Consider the following 22,993-nt stretch of genomic DNA (forward strand, 5'->3'; position numbering starts at 1 on the left):
TCCGTCTATTTAATATCGTGCACCCACAACAAATGCTTTGGAAGACCTGGTATGTTGGCTTTCGGCAATAAGAACATAGGTGCCGGATGACAAACCTCGCGTAAGGAACTGTGCGGTTGCGAACATGCTGATATTTACTTCTTCCATAGGAAGGACAAACCGCCCCGTCACATCCGCTATGCCCATTTTGAGATTCCCGCCAGGGTACTCATCCAATGACACGTTGATCACATCTGTTGCAGGAACGGGCCAAATGCTCATCTGGATTTGAGTAGATCCGGCGAAGTATGTATTGGCAAGCATATCCAGAGAGTCGCAAACTCCGAGTGGATAGTAGGCTGGCTGGATGTCTAAAAAATTAACTAGTTGCAGCAGAGAGGCGCAGGGTCTTTCATCCACAAAATGTCTGAGCTTATCCATTTCCTGCAGCCAGACTTGCTGCGAAGCAGGGAATTGCCAGCGTTTTACATGCTCATCCATCACCGGGCCAATGAGACCTGCAATGCTGTCAATCATTGGATGAACAACTTCCGGCTGAAAGTCATTCAGTACGCGTTGGATAAAGCGCTGGTAAAAAGCCTCCTTAAAGACGTTGTTTTGAAGCAGCTTTTTAAACAAACGGATGCTTAATTCAGAGTGATGCCAGTACAGATTACTCTCCTGTGTGGCGTGTACAAAGGCATTAAAATGTGGTTCGCGCATGGCCCTGTCGTTGTCGCGAAAGGCCCAGCGAAAAAGGTTGTCATCTGCGGTATTGTTCCAAACGCGTATGTTGTTTCCCGGCCAATCTGTAACTGCCGTATAGATCCGCATAGTGACATAATCCAGATAGTTGTCGAGGTCAATTTTGTCGATAATGTACTGGTAGTGTTCAGGATAAGCGGGGTTGTGGTCTGCCACGTAGTCCATCAGGTTTAAAAAAGCAGTATTGGAGCCGTGAACCTGTGCATACCAGTTGTCCACTATTGTGAGGTCATCGGGATCAACGCTCTCCACAGCTTCAAAATAATTTTCGTCCATGTAGTCGCGCATGTTCATGATGCCCCAAAATTCACCGTTGACGAAAAGCACGGAAGGCCTGTATTCCTGGCGGGCAATGTTGCAGTTTTCAATCATCAGTGCAGATAGTGCATCGGTGCAGTAGGTGGTGTTGAAATCATTGCCGCTGTTGCGAAGAATAATTCTGCGGTAGTGCGAAACCGGGCGCCAGGGAAAAAAATCGTAGTCCAGTTCGTTGTTACCGTAGAGATTTCTTGCGTACAGTCGAAATGACTTGATGGGAAATTGTCTGCTCCCTCCTCCGTGAATGCGAAGTCCCACTTGTTGCTCCATCCCAACCGAACCATCGGGTTCAAGCAGGGTGACATGGGCGGGGCGCTCCCAGTCCATTCCGCTGTTGTTGTAGTTTCCGTAACCCCATTCTATGGGAAGGTCCGGGTTTTCGTCGTGTGTAATGCCCGGAACCAACAGCCCTGTTTCGTAGTCGAAAAGGTGCATAGAGTCTGTAGCAATCGAAATGACAGGCAGGTTGGGGTATCGCTCAAGTATGCTATCGTTCACGAAATAACTCTTCGCGTACACCACCGATTTGGGTTCGCTGCCCGAGAAAACCCTCGCTTTTAGAACTGTGCCTTTGAACACTTGCCCAATGGGAGGTTGCCAGCCAAGACTGACATATGTTTCAGGAGTGTTGGTTGGTATGGTGGATATACTGTTGGGCTCAGATGTACGGTCGTCAATGAGCATGAAACCCGGCCAAACGGGGTCTTCTGGGGTGGGGTCGCTACCGTTTAGAGTGTAGTGAATATTGTGGTTGCCGTCCAGGTTGTTGAGATGAAGTTCAAAAGGTGCCGGATACAGGCCTGAAGGGTGGCTAAAACTGATTTCATCACTTAAATCAGGGGCGAGCTCTCCCGATAAATTTGAAAAGCCCGGGGTAGAAACGCCAAACATCACAAGGTTTTCATCGCCGTCGGGAAGCCGTCCAACGCTCTGATCGGTAATCATTTCGTACGGGGGTAGAATGTCAATAACGACCCCTTCTGCATTGCTGAGAATCAATAGCTCTCCGGAAATATTGACACCGAAATTTGTGTGAAGTTCAGTTTCTTGTCTGTCTTTACCTGAAGCGAAAATCAGCAAAAACTCACCCGGCGCGAGTAAACGTTCAGGAAAAATCCACTTATCAAGCTCTTCAATATCATCGGACACCCGGAATCCGTCAAGGTTCACGGTGTCCTGACCATCGTTGTACAGCTCAAACCAATCCTCATAGTCGCCATCCATATCTGCAATGGTCGTGGCATTGGAGGACATCATTTCATTGATTACAATGCTTTGAGCCTGTGCTGATGGAGCGAAAGCTAAAGTCAAAGAGATGATAAACAGACAAAAAGATATACTCTTCGGAGTGTACATTGGCTTGTGCCAAATTTACGGAGAAATGAAATGGCATAAAGATGCGTTCAACGGTGCTCGTTTTGGAAATCTTAAGCAACGTGAGGATGGCTCAGCACAATACTTTAGTACCTTGCCGCAATCAGAGATTATTTCATGCCGAACCAACTCAACAAGAAAAAGAACCTGAGAATACAAGCCTTTGCCGTGGCTGTAGGTTTTGGGTTGTTGGTGGTGAAATTCTCGGCGTGGCTGATTACCGGCTCCAATGCAATCCTTTCGGACGCGTTGGAGTCTGTGATTAATGTGCTTGCCGGACTGGTTGCGTTGTTCAGTATCTACTATGCATCGCGGCCCCGCGACAGCGACCATCTGTACGGCCACGGCAAAATGGAGTTTATTTCGTCTGGATTTGAAGGAACGCTTATCCTGGTGGCAGGACTGATTATCATCGGAAAAGCGGTGTATAATTTCGTTTTTCCGCATGAAATTGAGGCCCTCGGCACCGGCATTTTGCTTACTGCGGCGGCCGGTCTTGTGAATTTTTTATTGGCCTGGATGCTGATACGCCAGGGGCGTGCCGGGCATTCGCCGGCTATGGAAGCGGATGGCAAGCATTTGCTCAGCGATGGTTTCAGCACGCTGGGTATGCTCATCGGTTTGTTGCTAATATGGTTTACAGGAAAGCTCTGGATTGACAATATCGTGGCGCTGATGTTCGGTTTGCTGTTATTGCGAATGGGCTACAAAGTATTGCGCTCTGCTTTGGCCGGTATTCTGGATGAAACAGACCGCGAGCTTGTTGAGGGGTTTATGAAGGTGCTTCGGCAACACCGAAAAGACGACTGGATAGATATACACAACTTTCGAATCATCAAGTTTGGTGGTCAGCTTCATGTGGATTGCCACCTCACCTTGCCGTGGTATTATAGTATTGAGGAAGGCCACCGCGTAGTGGACGAAATAGAACAGCTTGTGAATAGCGAGATGAACAGGCAGGTTGAGCTTTTTATCCATGTAGACCCCTGCCTTGAGAGCTCATGTGCCATTTGCGCAAAGGCAGATTGTGAAGTGCGCAGGCATCCGATCGTAAAGCGTATGGATTGGACGACCGATGAGGTGTTAAAAAACAGCCGCCACGGCTCTCCCGACAACAAATAAAAAGGGCTGCCCGGAATGAGCAGCCCCTTTCAGATGGTATGGGTGCGATTCGATTACATCATGCCCGGCATTCCGCCGCCGCCCATAGGGGGAGCAGGGTTTTCCTCGGGGATGTCAGAAATTACACACTCAGTGGTAAGGAGCATTCCGGCAATAGATCCGGCATTCTCAATAGCCACACGTGCCACTTTGGTGGGGTCAATCACACCGGCAGCAAGCAGGTTTTCATAGACTTCGGTGTGTGCGTTGAAACCAAAGTCATCTTTTCCTTCGCGTACTTTTTGAATCACGATTGAACCTTCGCCACCGGCGTTGGCTACAATCTGACGCAATGGCTCCTCAAGTGCCCGGCGAACAATGCTTACTCCGGTATTCTGGTCGGCATTTTCTCCGGAAAGTTTTTCCAGTGCATCAATGGCGCGGATAAAGGCCACCCCACCACCGGGGATGATACCTTCCTCTACAGCGGCGCGGGTTGCGTGCAAGGCGTCATCAACGCGGTCTTTTTTCTCCTTCATTTCAACCTCAGAGGCGGCTCCTACATACAGTACAGCCACACCGCCGGCCAGTTTGGCCAATCGCTCCTGCAACTTTTCTTTGTCATAGTCGCTGGTGGTGGTTTCAATCTGTGCTTTGATTTGGTTTACGCGTGCCTCAATGGCGGTTTTCTCGCCTACACCGTTTACGATGGTTGTGTTGTCTTTGTCAATGCTCACCTTTTCGCACTGACCGAGGTCGGCGAGGCTGGCATCTTCCAAACGACGGCCTTGCTCTTCAGAAATCACGTTACCGCCGGTAAGAATAGCGATATCTTCGAGCATGGCTTTGCGACGATCACCAAATCCGGGAGCTTTTACAGCCGCAATTTTCAGCGAGCCACGGATTTTGTTCACTACCAAAGTAGCGAGTGCCTCGCCTTCAACATCCTCAGAAATAATCAACAGCGGACGGCCGGTTTGAGCTGCTTTCTCAAGGATGGGAAGCAGGTCTTTCATTACCGAAATCTTCTTGTCGTAAATCAGGATGAAAGGATTGTCCAATTCGGCAATCATTTTTTCGCTGTTGGTTACAAAGTAAGGAGAGAGGTATCCGCGGTCAAACTGCATACCTTCTACTACATCTACGTAGGTTTCGGTTCCTTTGGCTTCTTCAACCGTGATTACTCCTTCTTTCTTTACCTTCTCCATCGCCTCGGCTATCAGTTTGCCGATGGTTTTGTCGTTGTTGGCCGAGATGGTAGCAACCTGCTCAATTTTTGAGTTGTCTTCACCTACCTCTTTGGAGATGTTTTTCAGTTCAGCAGCCACCGCGTTTACAGCCAGGTCAATACCGCGCTTCAGGTCCATGGGATTGGCACCGGCAGCAACATTTTTCAAGCCACCTTTTACGATGGCTTGAGCCAGTACAGTGGCTGTGGTCGTTCCGTCTCCGGCAATATCGGCAGTTTTAGAGGCTACCTCTTTCACCATTTGAGCGCCCATGTTTTCAATGGCATCTTCCAGTTCAATTTCGCGGGCTACGGTCACTCCGTCCTTGGTGATGCTGGGAGCACCAAATTTCTTGTCAATTACTACGTTGCGACCCTTTGGGCCGAGGGTTACTTTCACCGCATTGGCGAGGGCGTCAACTCCTTTTTTGAGTTTGTCCCTAGCGTCGAGGTCAAATGTGATGTTCTTAGCCATGTTGTATGCTTTTTAATTGATTTAACTTGTGTGGATTGGGTTCAGATTAGTTTTCGATGATGCCGAAAATGTCCGATTCACGCATAATCAGGTAACTCTTTCCGTTGAGCTTGATTTCGGTTCCGGCGTATTGGCCGTACATTACCGTATCGCCTTCTTTTACAGTCATGGGCTCGTCGGGCTTGCCTTTTCCGGCGGCGATAACAGTACCGCGCTGTGGCTTTTCCTTGGCCGTGTCGGGAATAATAATTCCGCTGGCTGTTTTCTCCTCAGCCGGAGCAGGTTCTACCAACACTCTGTCGGCTAATGGCTTAACGTTTACTGACATGGTTTTTTCGTTTTATTGAGGTTAAACATTGTTGTTTAAAATGTCATCGCGCGAGAGTCACATTTTGTGCCAATGGGCACAATCTGCAAATTGGTCAGTTGTGGTGTGACGAAGGGGCATAAAAAGCAAAATGCCCGTCGTATTGGACGGGCATTTTGTCAGTTTTTTCAGATTTCGCTACCTGCTATTCTTCAGGGGCGGGTTGTTGGGTGGGCACCGGCTCGTCAATAAACTGACGGCTGCTTGCACTGTCTTGCACGGCAGCTGCCGCAAGGCTCAACACTACCAGCGCAATGGCCAGGCCCCACGTTGCTTTCTCGAGAAAGTCGGCTGTTTTGCGCACACCACCAATTTGATTGGCGCTTCCGAATTCAGATGATAGGCCACCACCCTTTGGGTTTTGAACCAAAATCACCAATACGAGGAACACACACACAAGGATGATCAAGACTCCGATAAATACCGACATGGTTTACTTTTTTGGTTTGGACTCGTCCAGTTTTGCAATAAGGCCGGCAAAGTAAACACTTTTTTCGGGAAATTTCAATGCCAGTTGTTCGTATGCTTTTTTTGCCCGGGCAAGGTCTCCTTGCTTTGCGTAAATGTTTGCCAGCGTTTCAGATACAATGTCGCTGTCGTCGGCCAAACTCATTTTACCCATGTTCACAGGCGAAAAGAAGGAGGCCTGTTTTCGCTCAATTCTGGGCTCGTTTTGAATAAAGCGGTCTATCAGGCTTGAGGTGTCAGCTTCACTTTCAGGTGGAGTAGTGGACGTTGATGCACCGCCCCCCGAAATAAAATCAAGAAACGAAGTTGGCTTTTTTGAGGCTGGCGGAGCAACCACAGCTGGTGGTTCAGGCTCAACTTGAATGGCCGATTCCAATTCGCGCTGATAGGCCAGGGCCGCCACTTCTTTGAGCACCTCTTTTTCGAGGTTGGTGGCATCCAGGGTTTCTTCGGGTTGAGGGTCTTCAATTTGTTCAGGGGCTGATTGGGCCACTTCAGGTTTTTCTGGAGTAGCGGCCAGAGTTTCTCCCTGTAATTCTTCACTCACCTGAGGAGTTAATGGCTCCGCTTCGGTAATGTTGATTTCCTCAGAAATTGTGGGTGTTTCAAGCGTAGCCTGCTCAATGTGCGCAATGGTTTCGCGAAGAGCCGTTTGCATAATGAGCCGATAGAGCACTTTTCGGTCTGATGCGTACACCGCCGTGCGCTTCAATTGTTGGCTAAACGCCGGGTCATCTGCTGTTTTGAGAGCCTTGGCATAAAGCAATTGAAAGGACTGGCACCAGGGATAGGTTTCCATCAAGTGCCTCATCGGCTCGGTGTGTTCCCCGCGCACTTTGCCGGGTTGGGCAATCAATTCATTTATTTCAGTAGTGTTCATTACCAGCTTCCGAGTGATGCGTCAAAGATATCTTGTGTGAGCTGAAAATTGATTTCCTCAATAAGGGCGGCTTCTACATCCTGCAAATCCTGTGTGGTGGGGAAATCCGCAAATCGGCTAAAAGTGCGGTCAAAGTTTTTCTCCTCCTCAAAGGTGTTCACATAAGATACCTTGATAGTGATGGTGAGACGGTTGATTTCGGCAAATTCGTCTGCGGCAATTGCAGCAGGTGCCACATTGTAGCCTGTTACCGAACCTTCAAACTGCAGGTCTCCTTCGGAAACCACCAAATCCAACCGGCTTTGGCCTAGGATGAGCTCTTTCAGTTCCTCCGTAATGGTAAGTCCGTAAGTGGGGTCGGCAAGCGGTGCTATAACTGTAAAGGTTTCTACCGAAAAGGTCTTCGCATCGGCAGGTATATCAGCTCCTGTAAAGGAATAATTTACTTTGCAGTCAGAGAAAAATCCCGCGGCAAAAAGCATCATTAAAATAAGGAGTCGCGGTTGTTGCATAGTGCCTTAGTTAAGGTCGTACTCTTTGATTTTTCGGTAGAGGGTGCGCTCGCTGATTCCCAACTCCCGTGCTGCGTCTTTTCGCTTGTTGTTGTGTTTCTTTAGTGCTTTTTTAATCAGTTCGCGCTCGGTGGCTTCCAGAGAAAGTGATTCTTCAATTTCGATGGGTTCAGGGTAGCGATCAAAAGTGTTTTCATGTTCCCGACTTACTTCGGTTTGGGCGGGCTCCAGCGATTTCCATCCGTCTTCTGATTGGTAGAGCTTCTTGATCAGCGCCATGTCTTCCTTGTCGGGCTGTCCACCTTCCTGCATAATGCCAAGCACCAGTTTCTTCAAATCGTGCAAATCCGATTTCATATCGAAGAGCACTTTGTAAAGAATCTCTCTTTCGCTGAAATCAGCCCCCGACTTTTCGCTGTTCACCACCGCAGGCAGGAGTGAGGCTTGCGAATCGGGCAAGTAGCGAAGTAGCATTTCGGGTGTTACCGTGCGCTCTTCCTCAATCACTGAAATCTGTTCGGTGATATTCTTGAGCTGACGAATGTTTCCGGGCCATGGGTAATTTTCCAGAAGTGATACAGCATCCTGGCTCAATTGAATGCCGGGCATTTTGTATTTGTCGGCAAAATCGGACGCAAACTTTCTGAATATTAGATGTATATCCTCCTTTCGCTGACGCAGAGACGGCAGGTGAATGGGTACCGTGTTCAGTCGGTAGTACAGGTCTTCACGAAAGCGCCCTTTTCGAATGGCTTCGAGCACATTTACATTGGTTGCAGCCGTTACGCGGACATCCGTTTTAATCACCTTCGAGCTTCCAACCTTCATGAATTCACCCGTTTCGAGCACACGCAAGAGGCGCACCTGGGTTTGAAGCGGCAGTTCGGCCACTTCATCCAAAAATATGGTGCCTCCGTTGGCCACTTCAAAGTACCCCTTGCGGGAGTCGTGTGCCCCGGTGAAAGAGCCTTTTTCGTGTCCAAAAAGCTCGCTGTCAATAGTTCCCTCAGGGATGGCGCCGCAGTTTACCGCAATGTACTCTTTGTGTTTTCTGGCGCTCAGGTGGTGAATGATTTGCGGCATGACCTCTTTTCCGGTTCCGCTTTCACCTGTGATAAGCACGGCGAGATCAGTAGGGGCTACCTGCATGGCTACCTCAATGGCCCGGTTCAGTTGTGGGCTGTTGCCGATAATTCCGAATCGTTGTTTGATTTGCTGAATGTTCATGAGGGTACTACTTCTCCTTTGAGTGTTGCTGCTGTACAGTCGTTTACTTTCACGTGGATGTAAGAGCCTTTCAGAAAATCTCCCTTGGGAAAGACCACCATGGCATTTTGTGAATTGCGGCCGCACCATTCCGCATCCGATTTTTTGGACGGTCCTTCAACCAGCACTTCAAAAGTCTTGCCCACCGCACGCTCGTTGCTGGCTTTTCCGTTTTCCAACTGAAGCGCAATGATTTCTTCCAACCGGTGCTGTTTTACTTGCTCGGGCACATCGTCTTCAAATTTTCTTTCAGCCAGGGTTCGTGGACGCTCAGAATACTTGAACATGTACGCAAAATCGTAGGCTACATCTCGCATCAGGCTGATGGTGTCAGCGTGTTCCCCATCTGTTTCACCACAAAAGCCGGCAATAATATCTGTGCTGATGGCGCATTCAGGCATGATGCGACGGATGGCAGCAATCCGGTCCAGGTACCATTCGCGACTGTACCCGCGGTTCATACGCTTTAGCACCGATGTGCTGCCCGACTGCACCGGCAGGTGGATGTACTTGCATATGTTGTGGTACTTTGCCATGGTTTCGAGCACATCGTCGGTCATGTCTTTTGGGTGACTGGTTGAGAAACGAATGCGCATTTCGGGAACAGCAAGGGCAACTTTTTCGAGCAATTGGGCAAAGTTTACCGTGGGTTGTTCGGGGTCAATTACCTCATTCTTTTTGGTGATGTTCCATCGGTAGGAGTCAACATTCTGCCCCAGCAGTGTTACCTCGCGATAGCCTTGGTCAAACATGTATTTTGCCTCGTGCACAATGGTTTCAGGGTTTCGGCTTCGCTCTCTGCCCCGCGTAAACGGCACCACACAAAAGGAGCACATGTTGTCGCAGCCACGCATGATGGAGATAAATCCGGTTACTCCGTTCTGGTCGAGGCGCACCGGGCTGATGTCTGCGTAGGTTTCTTCTCTTGAGAGCAGCACGTTCACCGCCTTTTGTCCGCTTTCTACCTCACCGATGAGGTTAGGAAGGTCGCGGTAGGCATCAGGGCCCACTACGAGGTCAACAATTTTTTCTTCTTCCAGTAAGGTGGATTTGAGCCGCTCGGCCATGCATCCCAAAATACCCACCACCAATCCCGGCTGCCGTCGTTTTCTCGCATGGAAGTGGTGCAGTCGGTTGCGTACTCTTTGCTCGGCATTATCGCGAATGGAGCAGGTGTTAATGAGCACAACTTCGGCTTCCTGTTCATCGCGGGTGGTTGAATAGCCCGCGCCGGTCAATATGGATGCCACGATCTCGCTGTCCGAAAAATTCATCTGGCAGCCATAGCTCTCAATGTAAAGCTTTTTTCCGTTATCCGGTGTGTGGTCAAGGGTGGTTGCTTCTCCCTGACGGCTTTCGTCAATCACTTTGGGTTGCGGGTCAAACATGATATGGCTGGCAAAAAGTTTAGGCCTGCAAAGGTACATATTTTTGACCTTGATCCTGACATTGTGGCAGTGCGGGATTGGGTTCAAAGAGTAGAAAATTTTGCTAAGTTAGGTTTCACATTTTCAACGATGTATAAAAAAACTTTGGAAACGCTGAAGTGTTTTGCCTTACTTTGCAGCCTTCACGGACCAAACAATCTCGCCCTGAAAGGGTATTGTAGCTATGGCAAAAAACCTTGTAATTGTTGAGTCGCCCGCAAAGGCAAAGACCATTGAGGGCTACCTCGGAAAGGATTTCACCGTGAAGTCCAGTTATGGTCATGTGCGTGATCTGGCGTCGAAAGACCTGTCTATTGATATTGAAAACGGATTCAAGCCTGTTTATGAGGTGTCGTCCGATAAAAAGGCTTTGGTCAGCGAATTGAAAAAACTGGCCAAAAGTGCTGAGGTGGTTTGGTTAGCAACGGACGAGGACCGTGAGGGAGAGGCCATTTCGTGGCACCTGAGCGAAACCCTCGGGCTTGACGACAACAAAACCAAGCGAATTGTTTTCAACGAAATTACCAAGACGGCCATAGAGCGCGCCATTGCCAATCCTCGAAAGGTAAACCAGGACCTGGTGAACGCGCAACAGGCCCGGAGGGTGTTGGATCGATTGGTGGGATACGAGATTTCTCCTATTCTGTGGAGAAAAGTACGGCCATCGCTTTCTGCCGGGCGTGTGCAATCGGTTGCAGTGCGACTCATCGTGGAGCGTGAACGCGAAATTCAGGATTTTAAAAGTAGCAGTTCATACCGCGTGGTTGCAAAGCTCGAAACACCGGCGGGCTCTGCTTTCGAAGCCCAGCTTGCCAAGCGCCTGAACAAAGAAGAAGCTGCTGCCTTGCTTAATGTATGTAAGGGTGCTGATTTCTCGGTGACAGATGTGGAGAAAAAGCCAGCGGTGAAAACGCCGGCTGCTCCATTTACCACGTCCACTCTTCAGCAGGAAGCCAGCCGAAAGCTCGGTTATTCTGTGGCACAAACCATGCAACTCGCTCAGCGTCTGTACGAAGCGGGTCACATCACCTATATGCGAACTGACTCAGTGAACCTGAGCGATACAGCCATTCAAGGTGCGCAAAAGGCCATACTGAATATGTACGGTGAAGATTTTTCGAACCCTAAGAAATACGCTACTAGAAATAAGTCGGCGCAGGAGGCTCACGAAGCCATTCGCCCCACAGACCTGAGCAAACCTGCGGTTCAGGCTGAAGCCCGTGAGCAGCGCTTGTACGATCTTATATGGAAGAGAACCATTGCCTCGCAAATGACCGAAGCCCAGCTGGAGCGCACTACGGCCCGCATCAGTATTTCGGGTTCAGGTGAGGAATTGGTAGCCAGGGGTGAGGTGCTCAAGTTTGAGGGATTTCTGAAGGTTTACCTCGAAGGCCGCGACGACGAGCCCGAAGAAGAAGCCAAAGGAATGTTGCCTGCTCTGCAAACAGGCCAGTCATTGAAACTTCAGGAGATGACCGCCACCGAGCGCTTTACACAGCACCCTCCGCGCTACGCCGAAGCCAGTTTGGTGAAAAAACTGGAGGAACTTGGCATTGGACGCCCGTCAACCTACGCACCCACCATCTCAACCATTCAGAAAAGGGGTTACGTTTCAAAAGAATCACGCGATGGAACCACACGCAAGTACGAGTTAATTCGCCTTTCAGGTGGTGAGGTAAAGGAAGAGCAGCACACTGAGAATACGGGTGCTGAAAAAAACAAGCTCTTTCCTACCGACATCGGGATGGTGGTGAACGACTTTTTAATAGAGCACTTTGCTCAGATTCTTGAGTACAATTTCACCGCAGATGTAGAAAAGGAGTTTGATGAGATTGCGCAAGGCGAAAAGCAATGGGATAAGATGATTGCGGGTTTCTATAAGCCATTTCACCACCTCGTAGAGCAAACCCTGGAGCACTCTGAGCGCGCCACAGGAGAGCGTGAGTTGGGTACAGACCCCGCCTCAGGAAAGCGTATCATTGCCAGAATAGGAAGGTATGGCCCTATGGTGCAAATTGGCCAAAGCTCCGACGAGGAAAAACCGCGGTTTGCGTCGCTGCTCAAAGACCAAAGCATCTCAACCATTACGCTTGAGGAGGCATTGAAATTATTCCTGCTTCCGCGCAAACTGGGAACATACAAAGGACAAGAAGTGGTTGCGGCCATCGGACGATTTGGTCCTTTTGTGCGCCACGGAAAGCTCTTTGCCTCTATCCCCAAGGATCTTGATGTGAATGTGTATGAGATCACGCTCGATCAGGCTGCCGAACTGATTGAAGCCAAAATGGAGCAAGAGCGAAACCGCATGATCAAGACCTTCCCTGAAAACGAGGACGTACAGGTGCTGAACGGGCGGTTTGGACCTTATATCAAGATTGGTAAGGATAACTTCAAAATTCCGAAGGACTTGGAACCGGCCTCGCTCACCCTTGACCAGTGCCTCAAGATTGCCGAAGAAGCTCCCAAAACCGCGCGCCGTGGTAAGTCAACCAAAGCTGCGACTTCGAAAGCTGCCAAACCAAAAAAGGCGCCGGCCAAAAAGAAACCGGCGGCAAAGAAAACAGGAAAGACCTCTGCAAAGAAGTAACAAGCGAGCAAGATGAGCGTGGCCGACCTTTCTATTTACATGCAGCCCCCCAAAGGTCTGCCGGAAGATTTGAAGCCTAATTCGCTTGGTAAGTTGGTAGATGTTTACCGCGATGAATTTCCTGATTGGCAGGATGCCCATATAGCCCTTATCGGTGTTTGTGAGGAACGCGGTGCCATCAATAATGAAGGGTGTGCCAACGGCCCCGATGCTGTGCGGCCATATCTGTACAAACTCTTTCCCCCATCCGGTGCGCCTGTTAAGTGGTGTGATTTGGGAAATATTCATGCGGGTAGTGATGTCAAAGACACCCATTTCGCATTGAAATCGGTGGTGAGTGAATTACTCCGGCATAAAGTTCTACCTATTATTATCGGCGGAAGCCAGGATTTAACGCTTGCCAATTTCTCAGCCTATGAGTCGTTGGAGCAAACCATCAATGTATTGGGTGTAGACAGGATCTTTGACCTTGGGCAGGATGAGAATCGTCTGCACGCAGAGTCATACCTTAACCACATTATCCTGCATCAACCGAATTTCCTTTTTAATTACAGCAACATCGGCTACCAGACCTATTTCCTTTGCGAAACTGAGCTTGAGCTGATGAATAAGCTGTATTTCGACACCTATCGCCTGGGCCTCTTTAAAGGCAATATGGCTGCCACAGAGCCAATCATTCGAAATGCCGACCTTGTGAGCTTCGATATGTCGGCTATCCGGCAGTCAGATGCTCCCGGTTGCGGAAACAATGGCCCCAATGGTTTTTACGGTGAAGAGGCGTGCCAAATGTGTCGGTACGCGGGCATGAGTGATAAGTTAACCTCCATCGGGTTTTACGAGTTCAACCCGACATTGGACAGAAATGGGCAAACCGCCCATCTTCTTGCCCAAATGATATGGTGCTTGTTTGACGGGTACTATGCGCGCAAGCACGACTTCCCCTTCAAGGACGAAGAAAAGTACTACCGTTATCAGGTGGTAGTGAATGATGCCGATCACGAATTGATTTTTTTCAAAAGCAAGGTATCTGATCGCTGGTGGATAAGTGTACCCTTCCCCCCCGGAGGGCGTGCCCGCTATGAAAGGCATCACCTTGTGCCCTGCGCCTATGAAGATTACCAGACGGCATGCGCCAACGAAGTGCCAGATATTTGGTGGCTCACCTACCAGAAGATAAGCTGAAGTCATACTTCCGAATTGCAGTAATCCACGTCCGGACTGTGGAAAAATTTTTGGTTGTTTGGGAATTTCTTTATTTTAGCCCCTGTTTCTAAGGGAAACGAAGCCAAATATAAACTGTTAACCTGCGATAAATCAGCTCAATAGCATGAAGAAACTATTACTAGCCTTCATAGGCCTGTTCCTTGTTTGTGGTGCTTATGCACAGCAAGACCCACAATTTACCCAATTTATGGCCGACAGACTTTCCATCAATCCGGCTTTTGCGGGTAGCAAGGATATGATTTGTGGTACCTTTTTGTACCGCAACCAGTGGGCAGGTTTTGATGGGGCACCAAAAACCTTTTTGATCAATGGTCATGCCCCCATCCGATCCATAAACAGTGGTATTGGTTTTACCTATTACAACGATGTTATCGGGCAATTAAATACGAACATTTTACGTGCTCACTACTCATACCATTTGAAGGTGGGGCAAAATTTCCTGAATTTCGGAGCTTCTGTAGGGATGTTCAACAGTGCTATAGGAACCGACTGGGTGGCGATTGACGGGGTGGAGAACGACCTGTCCATTCCGCTTATCCAGCAAAGTAACACGAAATTCGATGCTTCATTTGGTCTGTACTTCCATCGGCCCGGAAAGTTTTATGCTGGTTTGTCATCAACGCACCTCTCCCAGGGGCGTATGTTTGATGTGAACATTGAGCTCGCCCGCCACTATTACCTTATGGGAGGCTATATCTTTGATTTGACTCCTGCGTTTAACCTGGTTCCGAATATGTTGATAAAGACCGATCTGGCCTCCACCCAGTATGACGTGAACCTCAATGCAGAGTACACCACAGGCAATAATATGATTTGGCTGGGCGTTACTTATCGCACAGTTGACGCAATCGCACCGCAGCTCGGTTACCAGACCGAAATTGGAAAGAGCATTTTGAGAGTGGGGTATTCCTATGATATCACAACTTCTCAACTCGCAAATTACAGCAACGGAAGCCACGAAATAATGGTGAACTTCTGTTTCAAAATAGAGAAACCGCTACCGAAGGAAATTCACAAAACAGTGAGATTCCTGTAATGTAACTAAACCGCAAAATTTCCGTACAAAACGGTTCGGGTTATTAGTTGCAAGGACCTGTGTTGTGAGGAAATTTTAAAACCATAGAGAGATGAAACAGACGCTCTTTTTAATGGCAGTTTTCGCCGCGCTGCTTTTCAGTAGTTGTGGCGGAGGAAACAGGGGGGAACTCGTGGGTGTGCAACCACGCGAGGATTTTGTTCAATACAACCCCTATGGTATGAACTACATCCACTTCGGGAGCTACGTTATGGGCCCCAACGATCAGGATGTGCCATACGCCATGAACAGTAAAAGCAAAACGGTGACTGTAGGCGCGTTCTACATGGACGACACTGAAATTTCCAACAACGAGTACCGTCAGTTTGTTTACTGGGTGCGCGACTCAATTGCACACATGCGACTGGGCGAGGCTGGTATCGGTGAACACGTTTTCGAAGAAGATGCATACGGAGAGGAACTCTATCCTCCCATCATCAACTGGCGTGAGAAAATTCGCTGGAATGATGAGGAGGAGCGTGAAGAGCTCTTCGACATGTTCCTGCCCGAACACGAGCGCTTTTATCGCCGCAAGGAGATAGATACACGTAAACTTCTGTTCGAGTACTACTGGATAGACCTCAAAAGTGCGGCGCGAAAGTCAGGCAAAGACAATGACCTTTCTTTTACCAATCAGTTGGGGCAAACCCACTCCATTCGTGGGCACGTGGATCGCTCGCAGTTTATTATTCGTGAGGTAATACCTGTGTATCCTGACACGTTGTGCTGGATTCACGACTACACTTACTCCTACAATGAGCCCCTCACTGAGGCGTATTTCTGGCACCCTGCCTATGATGATTATCCCGTAGTGGGAATTACCTGGGGGCAGGCCAAAGCATTTAATGTTTGGCGCTCGCAACTTTTGGATACCTGGAAGTTTCGCAACGGTGAGACCTATGTGCACAAGTTCCGCCTGCCAACAGAGGCTGAGTGGGAGTACGCGGCGAGAGGTGGAATCAACCTGAGTCTGTACCCATGGGGAGGCCCGTACATCCGAAACCGCCTGGGATGTCCGTTGGCCAACTTCAAGCCGCTACGTGGAGACTATGTGGATGACGATGGATTACATCCCGTGAACGTACGAAGCTACGAGCCGAACGGCTACGGTTTGTATTGCATGGCCGGAAACGTGGCTGAGTGGACCAGCACGGCTTACGACCCATCGGTTTACGACTTTTCGCACGATATGAACCCGGAGTATCAGTACGACTCAAAAACAAACGACCCCCCTGCACTCAAGCGTAAGGTGATTCGCGGCGGGTCCTGGAAAGACATTGAATACTTCCTGCAGTGTGGTACGCGTAGCTACGAGTACCAGGATACTGCGAAGTGTTACATCGGATTCCGCTCAGTAATGAGCTACCTGGGAAGAGGTAAAACTGGGGATCCAAAAACCTGGAACTAAATCAAGGACTCAATTTTTCAATCAATAACTAACATCAATCAAAATCTAAAACGCTAGGGAATTATGAAACCAGGAAGTAAAGGATGGAAGAAGTTTATGGCCAAGCTGTATGGCTGGGGTGCCGCAATTGTTATTTTGGGAGCACTCTTCAAAATTCAGCACTGGCCCTTTGCGGGTGTCATGTTAACCGTAGGGCTGTCAACAGAAGCAGTCATCTTCTTTTTCTCGGCATTCGAGCCGATTCACGAAGAGCCGGATTGGGGTTTGGTTTACCCCGAGCTTAACACTGGCGAGCGCGCTGAGCACAGTGACGAAGAACCTAAAGGTTCTATCACCGAACAGCTCGACAACATGCTCGAAGAGGCTCGAATTGAACCGGAACTCATAGCCAGTTTGGGTGAAGGTATGCGTGCTCTAAGCACACAGGCCGGTAAACTGAGCGAGATCTCCGATGCCTCTGTAGCTACCAATGAGTATGTAGATAACCTTCGCGGTGCTTCAAGCCGTGTGTCTGAATTGTCAGATTCTTACGCCCGTGCCTCTGAATCATTGGTGGGCCTTTCTTCTCAGGCAGAGAGTGGTTCCGCAGCTGGTGAACATCTTCAAAAAATGGCCGGGAATCTTGCTCGTTTGAACGAAGCATACGAGAGTCAGTTTCAGGAACTGTCTAAAACGCAAGGTTTGTACGCTGGAATTGGTGAACTTCTGACCAATCTTAACGAGTCAGTTGAAGATACCAAAAAGTACAAAGAGAATATTGCAGCCCTGAGCAACAACCTTGCTTCACTCAATACTGTTTACGGAAACATGTTGTCGGCAATGACCATCAACAGGTAAGTTTCTTATTTCTAACCTAATCTAAACGAATTTAAAAGATGGCTGGAGGTAAAGAAACACCGAGGCAGAAGATGATCGGTATGATGTACCTTGTACTCACGGCTCTTCTGGCACTGAACGTGTCAAAGGAGATCCTTGACGCATTCGTACTGATCAACGAAGGTTTGGAGAATACCAAAGTAACCTTCAAACAAAAGATTGACGAGCAATACGCGAAGTTTGAGGCTTCTTACAGTGAAAATCCCGCGAAATACCGGGAGAACTGGGAAAAAGCCAAAGAAGTGCGCGAGATGGCCAACGAAATCACTGAACAAGTAGATAAAATCAAAGCCCACCTGATATCCAAGGTAGAAAAAATCCCAATGGATCAGGTCATCGCGAGCAATGGTCGTGGTCAGGATACCGTGCTTTCACTTCAATACGTGAAAATGAAAGATAACTATGATATCAGTACGGAGGTTTTGGTAGGTGAAAACGCAGGTATGCCGAGAACATCGCACCCTGATGGAGATTACCTTGCCGCTGCCAATCTGCGTAAGAATCTCGAAGACTTTCGTGAAAGACTCAAAGAGCTTTTGGATGGGCAGATGCCCGTTTTGGCAGACAACTTTGATCGTACCTTTGATTTCTCAGATCGGCGAGATGCATCAGGAACCATGAGTACATGGGAAGGCATGAACTTCTATTACATTCCGCTGGCGGCTGTAATAACCAACTTGTCTAAAATCCAAACCGATGTGCGAAATGTTGAGGCGGATATGGTTACCTGGTTGATGGCCGATGTCGATGCAGCTTCATTTAAGTTTACCAAGCTCGTGCCCATTGCAATCCCTCAAACCAATTACGTTCTTCAGGGTGATACCTTTAGGGCGGATGTGTTTCTGGCGGCCTATGATGATACCAACTTTCCGGCTGTGGAAATTGGTGTAGATCAGTCTGTTCAGCACGATTCATCTACCACATCGCTCATTGGAGAATCAGTAGATGTTCCTATTGGCGATGACGGTTTTGCCAAGCTGCGTATTCCTGCAGGTCAGGTAGGTTTCCAAACCTGGAAAGGTCTGATTCGCTTTAAAGGCCCGCAAGGGGAGATTCCCTTCTTGTTTGATGTGAACTTTGAAGTAGCCAAACCATCTTTGGTGGTATCTCCAACCAAAATGAATGTGTTCTACCGCGGTTTGGATAATCCAGTGGACATTTCTGTCCCCGGATTCTCCGCCGAGAAAATTAAGCCCAGCGTTACCAATGGTGCACTGAGCCGCACCAGCGAAGGATGGGTTGTAAAACCCGGGCAGGGCGCTGAATGCGTAATCAGTGTGAGCGTTGAAATGGATGATGGTAGTTCCAAGCCCATGGGAAGCATGACTTTCCGTTGCAAGAATGTGCCCAAGCCTACTCCAACATTTGCCGGTTTGAGCATCGGAGATACCCGCATCGAAAAGGCCAAAGCTGTAGCCCAAATTGGGGTAGGAGCCAAAATGGAAGACTTCGTGTTTGACCTGCAATACCCGGTGGTTTCTTTTGACCTTACCACCATCATGCGCGGAGAGGCCATCACACGCAAGTCGAACAGCAACCGCCTTACTGACGAGCAGAAACAAATGCTTCAGAATGTAGCGCGAAATCAGAAAATACTCATTGAAAACATCAAGGCAAAGGCTCCTGACGGGAGTGTAAATCCAATCGGAAACTTGTCCTTTACGGTGTACTAAAACCCGAGGCTATGAACAACGCAAGAAAGATTTTTTCGGCAGTGCTGCTTCTGAGTATAGGGATGCTTCCCTTCTCCATGCAGGCACAAACAGTTCTTGATGGTGCGTACATAAAAGAGCACACCAAGACCAAGAAAATCATCCAATACCCGCACCTGCGCGAGGCGGATGTAATGTGGTCCAAGCGAATATGGCGTACCATAGAGCTAAAAGAGAAAATCAATCACCCGTTGTACTTCCCTCACAATGAGATTAATGATCGCAAGAGCCTGTTTCAGGTGATTCGCGATGGCTTGATTGTAGAAGGCTCTATTACTGCTTATGACCCCGGGGTGACACTGGACGATGAGTTCAACGATCCCATGCTCATTTCTGAAGTGGAGGGAATCCTGGCCAAACTTGATACGATGCTCGTACCTGATCCGGACGATTGGGACAAGATGATTGAAGTGATTCAACAAAATGATATCACACCCGATCAAATTGAGCGTTACCAAATCAAAGAAGACTGGTATTTCGATAAGCAGCGTTCCGAAATGTATGTGCGCATCATCGGATTGGCACCGCAAATCGCGGCTCTAACCCAGGATGGGGAGCGTACAGGGGCCTACAGAACTCTTTTCTGGCTCTACTTCCCGGAGTGCCGCTACCTGTTTTCTAACTGGGAAGTGTACAATCGCACCAATGATTCGGAACGCCGAACTTTTGATGATATCTTCATGAAGCGCCAGTTTTCGAGTTTCATACACAAGGAGCAAAATGTGTATGACAGGAGCATTGTGGAGTACGCCATTGGAATTGATGCACTGCTTGAGTCTGAACGAATCAAGGAAGAACTCTTTCTGATGGAGCACGACCTATGGAATTTCTGATACAATCTATTTCTCACAAAGAAAAAAGCGCCCTTAACCCGGCGCTTTTTTCTTTGAATGTAATCAAGAGACATGTTTGGAGTTGGTAATGTAAGCTTACACTTTGGAGATCGTCCCATTTTTGATGGAATCTCCTTCCAGGTGAATGACCAGGACCGAATAGGTTTGGTAGGGCGAAACGGTGCAGGCAAATCTACCTTGCTCAAGCTTATGGCGGGCCTCATCAAGCCTCAGGAAGGCGATGTGGCGAGTTCCAGCGGATATACCATCGGCTACCTGCCCCAAGAGATTGACCACCACTCTGATCAATCTGTGATTCAGGCCGTGGCAGAAGCCCGACAGGAAGAGCAGCGATTATTGAGTCGAATCGCTGAGATTCAATCCGCATTCGATGCAGGAGTGGACGACATGGACAAGATGGCTGAGCTGCTGGATGAGTTCAATTTGCTTAATGAGCGCTACCAACTGATTGGAGGCCAATCCTCCGAAGAGCTTATTGAGCGCGTGCTGAAAGGTCTGGGTTTTTCCCGGCAGGATTTTGATCGCTCACTCAACGAATTCAGCGGAGGTTGGAAAATGAGGGTTGAGTTGGCCAAGATTCTGGTTACTTCACCCGACTTGCTTCTGCTGGATGAGCCTACCAACCACCTCGATATTGAATCCATAGAGTGGCTGGAGGGGTTTTTGTCCAACTACAACGGATCGATGGTGCTCATCTCACACGACGTGGCTTTTCTGGACGCAGTGACCTCTCGCACCATTGAGATTGTAAACGGTAAAATCCGCGATTACAAAGCCTCCTATTCAGGTTTTCTGGAGCAGCGCGAAATCATCATTGAAAAGCAGCGGCAGGAAGCCCGCAATCAGGAGCGCACGGTGCGCGAAACCGAGGCACTCATCAATAAATTCAGGGCCAAAAGTTCCAAAGCCTCCTTTGCTCAGTCGCTCATCAAAAAACTAGACCGCATGGAGCGGGTTGTTGTAGATGAAGACCAGCACGAATCGCTCAACCTTCGCTTTCCCGAAGCGCCAAGACCCGGAAAAGTGGTGCTCCGGGCCAATGGCATCGGCAAGCAATACGGAAGTAAGCACCTGTTTGGTGATGTACAGCTTGAACTTGAGCGCGGCGAGAAAGTTGCACTCATCGGTAAGAACGGAATTGGTAAAACCACTTTGCTGCGCATTCTGGTGGGCGACGAAACACCGGATGACGGAGATGTAAACCTCGGACATCAGGTGCAAATGGGCTATTTTGCGCAGCACCAAACCACCACCCTCGATGAAAACCTCACGGTTTTTGAGGTGATCGATCAGGAGGCCACTGGTGAGATGCGCACGCGCATCCGAAGTTTGTTGGGGGCATTTCTGTTTAGTGGGGACGAGGTGTACAAAAAGGTAAAAGTGCTGAGCGGAGGAGAAAAATCAAGGCTGGCACTTTGCAGGTTGATGCTCAAACCTTACAACCTTCTCATCATGGATGAGCCCACCAACCATCTCGATATTGACTCGAAAGATGTGTTGAAACAGGCGCTTCAACAATTTCCGGGCGCGCTGCTTATCGTGTCGCACGATCGACACTTTTTGCAGGGCCTTACCGATAAGCTTTTCGAAATTGAATCGGGAGGACTGAAAACACACTTAAAAGACATTCAGACTTTTTTGGCAGAGAAAAACGCTGCCAACATCGCCAATTATGAGCGGACTGCCAAAGCCAAAGCGGTGGATCCGGCAACAGAAAAAGGAAAGGCGGTGCATGGTGCACGCAGAAAAGAACTCGAAAAAGAAGTGAGGCGAATTAAGGGGCAGGTGCAAAAACTGGAGGGTAAAATCACCGAACTTGAAGAAAAACTTGCGGTGTTGAACCGCGAAAGTGCTGAGCTCGACTTTAGCAACCAGGAGGCGGTGAGGGCCAGCTTTGAAGAAATCACCTCGGTAAAAAATGCTCTTTCGCACTCAGAAGAAGAGTGGGCACAAGCCATAGAAAAACTGGAACAAGCAGAGCAACAGCTGAGTGAATCGCAATAAAAAAGAGGTTGCTCAATATTGAACAACCTCTTTCTGAGTAGCGGGGGCCAGACTCGAACTGACGACCTTCGGGTTATGAGCCCGACGAGCTACCAACTGCTCCACCCCGCAATATATCTTCTTGATTTTGCGTCTTGTTTTCGTTAATCGAGGCCTCTTTTGGCTTTAAACGGAGTGCAAAGGTATATTTTGTTTCTTTGTTAACCAAATTTCATGTTTTGAAACACCGCGCAGGATTTGTAAACATTATCGGGAAACCCAACGTGGGCAAGTCAACCCTGATGAATGCTGTTCTTGGCGAATCGCTCTCCATCATCACCCCAAAAGCCCAAACCACGAGGCATCGCATCATGGGCTTACTCAATCACCCCGATTACCAGATTGTGTTTTCCGATACTCCGGGTCTCCTCGCTCCGTCATATAAAATGCAGGAGCGGATGATGAATTTCGTGGAGCAGGCCTTTAGCGACGCCGATATAATCATCTATATCACGATACCGGATGAAGTCATTGAAGAGGAATTGCGCGAAAGAATCAATTCGTTGGGAGTACCTGTGTTGGTTCTGCTCAATAAAATTGACACCAGTGACCAGGAAGCCGTTACCTCGGAAGTAGAAAAGCTTAAGGAATGGTTTCCCGACTCTACGGTGATGCCGGTTTCTGCGTTGCATCGCTTCAACCTTGATGCAGTCCTCGAATTTATCATTGAATGGCTGCCTGAGCACCCGCCTTACTTCGATAAAGAATCGTTGTCCGACAGGCCTATGCGCTTCTTTATGTCTGAAATGATTCGCGAACAGATTTTTCTCCACTACCAAAAAGAAATACCGTACTCCGCACAAGTGGAGATCGAGAGCTTTAAGGAGTCCGAAGAGCTCATTCATATACGTGCCATTATATACGTGATGCGCCAATCGCAAAAAGGAATAGTGATTGGTCACAAGGGTGAGAAACTTAAAAAAGTAGGAACCGGTGCCCGAAAATCCATGGAGAAGTTTCTGGGCGCTAAAGTGTTTCTGGAACTGCATGTGAAAGTGGACGAAAACTGGCGCGACGAAAATCACAAACTCGATAAGTACGGATACCTCTAACA

19 protein-coding genes and 1 tRNA gene are annotated in these 22,993 nt (G+C 48.6%); 11 read left to right on the plus strand and 9 right to left on the minus strand.

Annotated elements, in window-relative coordinates; genetic code table 11:
- Positions 1–9: 9 nt before the first annotated feature.
- A complete protein-coding gene (locus EA392_05675) occupies positions 10–2,418 on the minus strand; it encodes a hypothetical protein (GenBank protein ID TVR39687.1) in 2,409 nt (802 codons plus the stop codon).
- A 135-nt stretch (positions 2,419–2,553) separates the two neighbouring features.
- Between EA392_05675 and EA392_05680 the strand changes: the two genes are divergently transcribed.
- On the plus strand, positions 2,554–3,558 hold the full coding sequence (locus EA392_05680; protein ID TVR39688.1) for a cation transporter: 1,005 nt from the start codon (positions 2,554–2,556) through the stop codon (positions 3,556–3,558).
- A 53-nt stretch (positions 3,559–3,611) separates the two neighbouring features.
- Here the strand turns inward: EA392_05680 and groL are convergent, their stop codons facing one another.
- The 7 genes from groL to miaB form a co-directional block, all read right to left on the minus strand.
- Positions 3,612–5,240, minus strand: a complete 1,629-nt coding sequence (gene groL / locus EA392_05685) for a chaperonin GroEL (protein TVR39689.1) — start codon at positions 5,238–5,240, stop codon at positions 3,612–3,614.
- A 46-nt stretch (positions 5,241–5,286) separates the two neighbouring features.
- A complete protein-coding gene (locus EA392_05690; GenBank protein TVR39690.1) occupies positions 5,287–5,568 on the minus strand; it encodes a co-chaperone GroES in 282 nt (93 codons plus the stop codon).
- A 184-nt stretch (positions 5,569–5,752) separates the two neighbouring features.
- A complete protein-coding gene (gene secG, locus EA392_05695) occupies positions 5,753–6,037 on the minus strand; it encodes a preprotein translocase subunit SecG (GenBank protein ID TVR39691.1) in 285 nt (94 codons plus the stop codon).
- A 3-nt stretch (positions 6,038–6,040) separates the two neighbouring features.
- Positions 6,041–6,955 carry a hypothetical protein gene (locus EA392_05700; GenBank protein ID TVR39692.1) on the minus strand — a complete coding sequence of 305 codons (915 nt, stop codon included), beginning with the start codon at positions 6,953–6,955 and terminating at the stop codon, positions 6,041–6,043.
- Positions 6,955–7,437: a hypothetical protein gene (locus EA392_05705; GenBank protein ID TVR39693.1), complete on the minus strand. Its 483-nt coding sequence runs from the start codon at positions 7,435–7,437 to the stop codon at positions 6,955–6,957. The genes EA392_05700 and EA392_05705 overlap by 1 nt, the downstream gene beginning before the upstream one ends.
- Before the next feature lie 36 nt (positions 7,438–7,473).
- Positions 7,474–8,694: a sigma-54-dependent Fis family transcriptional regulator gene (locus EA392_05710; GenBank protein TVR39694.1), complete on the minus strand. Its 1,221-nt coding sequence runs from the start codon at positions 8,692–8,694 to the stop codon at positions 7,474–7,476.
- Positions 8,691–10,121: a tRNA (N6-isopentenyl adenosine(37)-C2)-methylthiotransferase MiaB gene (gene miaB, locus EA392_05715; GenBank protein ID TVR39695.1), complete on the minus strand. Its 1,431-nt coding sequence runs from the start codon at positions 10,119–10,121 to the stop codon at positions 8,691–8,693. The genes EA392_05710 and miaB overlap by 4 nt, the downstream gene beginning before the upstream one ends.
- 3 nt (positions 10,122–10,124) lie before the next feature.
- Here miaB and EA392_05720 point away from each other — a divergent pair, with 3 nt between their 5' ends.
- The 9 genes from EA392_05720 to EA392_05760 all read left to right on the plus strand — a co-directional run bounded on the left by EA392_05720 (position 10,125) and on the right by EA392_05760 (position 21,900).
- Positions 10,125–10,370, plus strand: a complete 246-nt coding sequence (locus EA392_05720) for a hypothetical protein (GenBank protein ID TVR39696.1) — start codon at positions 10,125–10,127, stop codon at positions 10,368–10,370.
- A complete protein-coding gene (gene topA, locus EA392_05725) occupies positions 10,345–12,747 on the plus strand; it encodes a type I DNA topoisomerase (GenBank protein TVR39697.1) in 2,403 nt (800 codons plus the stop codon). Before EA392_05720 ends, topA begins: the two co-directional genes overlap by 26 nt.
- 12 nt (positions 12,748–12,759) lie before the next feature.
- Entirely contained in the window at positions 12,760–13,929 is a 1,170-nt protein-coding gene (locus EA392_05730) for an arginase (GenBank protein ID TVR39698.1), read from the plus strand.
- A 145-nt stretch (positions 13,930–14,074) separates the two neighbouring features.
- On the plus strand, positions 14,075–15,007 hold the full coding sequence (locus EA392_05735; GenBank protein ID TVR39699.1) for a type IX secretion system membrane protein PorP/SprF: 933 nt from the start codon (positions 14,075–14,077) through the stop codon (positions 15,005–15,007).
- 91 nt (positions 15,008–15,098) lie between these two features.
- On the plus strand, positions 15,099–16,454 hold the full coding sequence (locus tag EA392_05740; protein ID TVR39700.1) for a gliding motility-associated lipoprotein: 1,356 nt from the start codon (positions 15,099–15,101) through the stop codon (positions 16,452–16,454).
- A gap of 63 nt (positions 16,455–16,517) precedes the next feature.
- Positions 16,518–17,291: a gliding motility protein GldL gene (gene gldL / locus EA392_05745; protein ID TVR39701.1), complete on the plus strand. Its 774-nt coding sequence runs from the start codon at positions 16,518–16,520 to the stop codon at positions 17,289–17,291.
- A 38-nt stretch (positions 17,292–17,329) separates the two neighbouring features.
- On the plus strand, positions 17,330–19,003 hold the full coding sequence (gene gldM, locus EA392_05750; GenBank protein TVR39702.1) for a gliding motility protein GldM: 1,674 nt from the start codon (positions 17,330–17,332) through the stop codon (positions 19,001–19,003).
- 11 nt (positions 19,004–19,014) lie between these two features.
- Positions 19,015–19,875 carry a gliding motility protein GldN gene (gene gldN / locus EA392_05755; protein ID TVR39703.1) on the plus strand — a complete coding sequence of 287 codons (861 nt, stop codon included), beginning with the start codon at positions 19,015–19,017 and terminating at the stop codon, positions 19,873–19,875.
- 72 nt (positions 19,876–19,947) lie between these two features.
- Positions 19,948–21,900: an ATP-binding cassette domain-containing protein gene (locus EA392_05760; protein TVR39704.1), complete on the plus strand. Its 1,953-nt coding sequence runs from the start codon at positions 19,948–19,950 to the stop codon at positions 21,898–21,900.
- A 38-nt stretch (positions 21,901–21,938) separates the two neighbouring features.
- Here the strand turns inward: EA392_05760 and EA392_05765 are convergent.
- A tRNA-Met gene (locus EA392_05765) sits at positions 21,939–22,011 on the minus strand.
- A gap of 107 nt (positions 22,012–22,118) precedes the next feature.
- Between EA392_05765 and EA392_05770 the strand changes: the two genes are divergently transcribed.
- Entirely contained in the window at positions 22,119–22,991 is an 873-nt protein-coding gene (locus tag EA392_05770) for a GTPase Era (protein ID TVR39735.1), read from the plus strand.
- The last annotated feature ends 2 nt before the right edge of the window (positions 22,992–22,993 follow it).

Source organism: Cryomorphaceae bacterium, assembly GCA_007695365.1.
In the GTDB taxonomy this organism is placed as follows: domain Bacteria; phylum Bacteroidota; class Bacteroidia; order Flavobacteriales_D; family SKUL01; genus SKUL01.

Coding starts and splice junctions, on each gene's coding strand:
- EA392_05675 (TVR39687.1), bottom strand. CDS start 2,418: ATGTACACTCCGAAGAGTATATCTTTTTGTCTGTTTATCATCTCTTTG.
- EA392_05680 (TVR39688.1), top strand. CDS start 2,554: ATGCCGAACCAACTCAACAAGAAAAAGAACCTGAGAATACAAGCCTTT.
- groL (TVR39689.1), bottom strand. CDS start 5,240: ATGGCTAAGAACATCACATTTGACCTCGACGCTAGGGACAAACTCAAA.
- EA392_05690 (TVR39690.1), bottom strand. CDS start 5,568: ATGTCAGTAAACGTTAAGCCATTAGCCGACAGAGTGTTGGTAGAACCT.
- secG (TVR39691.1), bottom strand. CDS start 6,037: ATGTCGGTATTTATCGGAGTCTTGATCATCCTTGTGTGTGTGTTCCTC.
- EA392_05700 (TVR39692.1), bottom strand. CDS start 6,955: ATGAACACTACTGAAATAAATGAATTGATTGCCCAACCCGGCAAAGTG.
- EA392_05705 (TVR39693.1), bottom strand. CDS start 7,437: ATGCTTTTTGCCGCGGGATTTTTCTCTGACTGCAAAGTAAATTATTCC.
- EA392_05710 (TVR39694.1), bottom strand. CDS start 8,694: ATGAACATTCAGCAAATCAAACAACGATTCGGAATTATCGGCAACAGC.
- miaB (TVR39695.1), bottom strand. CDS start 10,121: ATGTTTGACCCGCAACCCAAAGTGATTGACGAAAGCCGTCAGGGAGAA.
- EA392_05720 (TVR39696.1), top strand. CDS start 10,125: ATGGCTGGCAAAAAGTTTAGGCCTGCAAAGGTACATATTTTTGACCTT.
- topA (TVR39697.1), top strand. CDS start 10,345: ATGGCAAAAAACCTTGTAATTGTTGAGTCGCCCGCAAAGGCAAAGACC.
- EA392_05730 (TVR39698.1), top strand. CDS start 12,760: ATGAGCGTGGCCGACCTTTCTATTTACATGCAGCCCCCCAAAGGTCTG.
- EA392_05735 (TVR39699.1), top strand. CDS start 14,075: ATGAAGAAACTATTACTAGCCTTCATAGGCCTGTTCCTTGTTTGTGGT.
- EA392_05740 (TVR39700.1), top strand. CDS start 15,099: ATGAAACAGACGCTCTTTTTAATGGCAGTTTTCGCCGCGCTGCTTTTC.
- gldL (TVR39701.1), top strand. CDS start 16,518: ATGAAACCAGGAAGTAAAGGATGGAAGAAGTTTATGGCCAAGCTGTAT.
- gldM (TVR39702.1), top strand. CDS start 17,330: ATGGCTGGAGGTAAAGAAACACCGAGGCAGAAGATGATCGGTATGATG.
- gldN (TVR39703.1), top strand. CDS start 19,015: ATGAACAACGCAAGAAAGATTTTTTCGGCAGTGCTGCTTCTGAGTATA.
- EA392_05760 (TVR39704.1), top strand. CDS start 19,948: ATGTTTGGAGTTGGTAATGTAAGCTTACACTTTGGAGATCGTCCCATT.